This window comes from Pseudoalteromonas sp. 19-MNA-CIBAN-0066, from assembly GCF_040308705.1.
In the GTDB taxonomy this organism is placed as follows: Bacteria; Pseudomonadota; Gammaproteobacteria; order Enterobacterales; family Alteromonadaceae; genus Pseudoalteromonas; species Pseudoalteromonas nigrifaciens.
Map to the genome: position 1 here is coordinate 1 of NZ_JBEONZ010000073.1, position 2,887 is coordinate 2,887.

The window sequence follows — 2,887 nt, forward strand, 5'->3', positions numbered from 1 at the left end:
TATCTGTGCGGCTTATCGCCTCTAACCCACAATGGGGCAAAGGCGAGTTATATACATAACCCGTCTCTGGACAGAAATGAGTTAGAGCCGAAGGACGGCTCTGTGCCAAAAGCAGACAATAGAAGTTGCAGCAGTCGTATTATAACTTTTCAATGAAAGCTTAGGTTAATGAAGATAAACAAAGGCTTTAAAATTTTGGAGACAACAATGATTTGCGAAAAAAGTTAACAATGCTGGATTCTTAATTTTGTGTTTCAAGATGTCACAGGTTCTAGAGGACTTAGTGTGGCTAAATTGAAGTGTCCGAATCAGTCCGACCACACCGAAGCAATAGCAGCCGCCTGTCGGCAAGCTGCTATTAATTAATTGATCCTGTGGCTTGTTAAAGCTTCAATATTTCGCCATCGTTTGGGACTTTGACACTTTGCGTCAGGCTATTGGCTTTAACAAATTCTCTCAGTTCTTTACGAGACAAGGCTGCATGGTTCACTGCATCCATATGCACGCCAATAATGGTTGCTTGAGGTGCAATGTTTTTGGTTCGAGTCACGTCTTCTTTTCCCATGATAATAGAGTTTGGAAATCCCTCAAGCTGTGCATAGCCGGTATTCAGGATCACAACTTCCGGCTGGTGCTTGTTTAAAGCTTGTTCTACAACACCGTTCCAGATCGTATCCCCAACCACGTATGTTGTTTTGTAACCGGGAGCCTGAAATACAACGCCCATTGCTTCACCAAGCAAAGCGGCCAATTGCGGAACTGCGTACATGTCGTCCGTACCATGTTGACCACCGGTTTTAGTCAATGTAATACCTTCAAACTCAGTGCGATCATGGATGACAGTAACCTGTTTAAACCCCTGCGATTTGATTAATGCTGCATCTGCTTCATGCTGCACAAATATTGGCAGATCTTTAGGCAGTAATTGCTGTGCGGCTTCATCCCAGTGATCCAAGTGCGTGTGCGTGACAATAATGGCGTCCACTCCGGAAATGACTTCGTCAACAGACATAGGTAATTCCAGCAATGGGTTTCTTAACGTACTACGGTAGGTGCCTTCAAACCCCGGATAAGCTCCTTTTTTCGCCAACATAGGGTCGAGCAGAAAGGTGGTATCCGCATAGCTAATTTTGAGTGTCGCATTTCGCACCAGCTGGATTTGTGTCTGCTTGTGGGCTGGCGTGTTTTTATCCGGCGTTGCCTGAGCTAATGCAGGCCCGGTCAACAAAACGCTACCAACTATTAGACTGGACATTAAGGTTCTTAAGTTCATCTTTGTTCTCCATATCAACTAAGTGAGGTGTTCAACACAGTGGCTATGATAAAGAACAATACAATTGACAAAAACTGACCTAAATGACAATATTCGAAAGTATTGGGCCACATCAGTAGAATTCAAACTTTCAGACGTTGCGGGGACGCTATGACAAAACTAAAAATTGGCTTGGTGCTTTATCCTTCCTTCAGCCCATTTCATGTTTCTGTACCCTATATGATTTTTGGGTCTATCCTCCCTGAAGAATCGCTGTTTGAATTGTTTCTAATTGCACCCGATAGCAGCGCCATCAACGCCGAGCGGAGTATGTTTGTTCAACCTGACGGAGGGCTGGAGCTGCTGGCAACAATGGATGTGGTTATTGTACCCGGCTGGCATAAGCTGGATGAAAAACCCAGTGCTCAGATGCTTTATTCGTTGCGAGAAGCCTACAACAGAGGGGCTTATCTGGTAGGGCTTTGTTACGGCACTTATGCTTTAGCCTACGCAGGTATTCTGGATGGGAAAAAAGCCTGTACTCATTGGTTAGCTGAGCAGGATTTTAAAACCAGATTTCCCCAAATCCAGTTAGACACCAATGCGCTTTATAGCGAAGACCAGCGGCTTATTACCTCAGCTGGTACAGGGGCAAGTTTAGATTGTTGCCTCTATATCGTCAGAAAGTTTTTTGGGGTGAAAATTGCCAACAAATTTGCCCGTTTAATGGTGGTTCCGCCCCATCGTGAGGGAGGGCAGGCACAATTTATAGAACACCCAATCGCTCGCTCGACTTCGGAAGCTCAAATTAACACACTGATCGATTTTCTGCGTGAGAACATCGCCAAACCACATAGTATCGATGAACTTGCTACTGTAGTTGGGATGAGTAGACGTACCTTTACTAGGCGGTTTCAAAAGGCAACCGGGATGACTGTTGTCGAATGGTTAGTGAATGAGCGCTTGCAGCGCAGCCGTGAATTGTTAGAACTCACCGCATTGTCGATTGAACAAATCGCTGAACGGGTTGGATTTCAAACCGCCACTTCATTTAGGTTACATTTTAAACAAAAACATGCAGTCTCTCCAACAGCATGGCGAAGGACTTTCGGTGCTAATACTTTGATAGAAATGCCCTTTCCTTTAAACCATTAATTGGATTTAAGTAAGGGACATTGAAATTCTCCGTGCTCATGTAAATTTCACCTATGAAAGTGTTGCGGACATTTGTTTTTGAACGAATCGACTCTTTTTTTGTCTGCTTTTCGCTCTTTTGAGGCATTCGCCTCAACACGTTTTGGGGCAGAAACGAGTTGATCATGAATGACTGCTCATGGCACTTTTACGAAGTTCGGTTTGAGTGAAAACCAAGTATTAGGATAGGCTGAAATTCAGCTCTACAATCGTAAATACTGAAATTCTACCTATACCTTTGTTTACGTTCTGACGATAGCTATTCACCAACGACAGACTAAAGCAGTGAAGTCCATACATATAAATGTTAACCGCTATGTCACTGTATGGTTTTATTTTATGTCATTGTATGGTGTCGGATTGTCTGTAAGCGTCTAGCGAACCACACCTAGCATCGATGTTCTGATTATCTAAAAATACCTGCTCAATGATAAATTCGGA

Annotated in this window: 2 protein-coding genes; one reads left to right on the forward strand and one right to left on the reverse strand. The window is 43.6% G+C overall.

Annotated features, from left to right (window positions below; genetic code table 11):
• Nucleotides 1–382: 382 nt before the first annotated feature.
• A complete protein-coding gene (locus AAEZ18_RS18135; RefSeq protein WP_053409385.1) occupies nt 383–1,273 on the reverse strand; it encodes an MBL fold metallo-hydrolase in 891 nt (296 codons plus the stop codon).
• A gap of 150 nt (nt 1,274–1,423) precedes the next feature.
• Between AAEZ18_RS18135 and AAEZ18_RS18140 the strand changes: the two genes are divergently transcribed.
• Complete coding sequence (locus AAEZ18_RS18140; RefSeq protein ID WP_086998162.1) at nt 1,424–2,407, forward strand: GlxA family transcriptional regulator; 984 nt, start codon at nt 1,424–1,426, stop codon at nt 2,405–2,407.
• Nucleotides 2,408–2,887 lie beyond the last annotated feature (480 nt).

Excerpts from the sequence above, each read along its gene's own strand:
- AAEZ18_RS18135 (WP_053409385.1), bottom strand. The coding sequence starts at position 1,273 with ATGAACTTAAGAACCTTAATGTCCAGTCTAATAGTTGGTAGCGTTTTG.
- AAEZ18_RS18140 (WP_086998162.1), top strand. The coding sequence starts at position 1,424 with ATGACAAAACTAAAAATTGGCTTGGTGCTTTATCCTTCCTTCAGCCCA.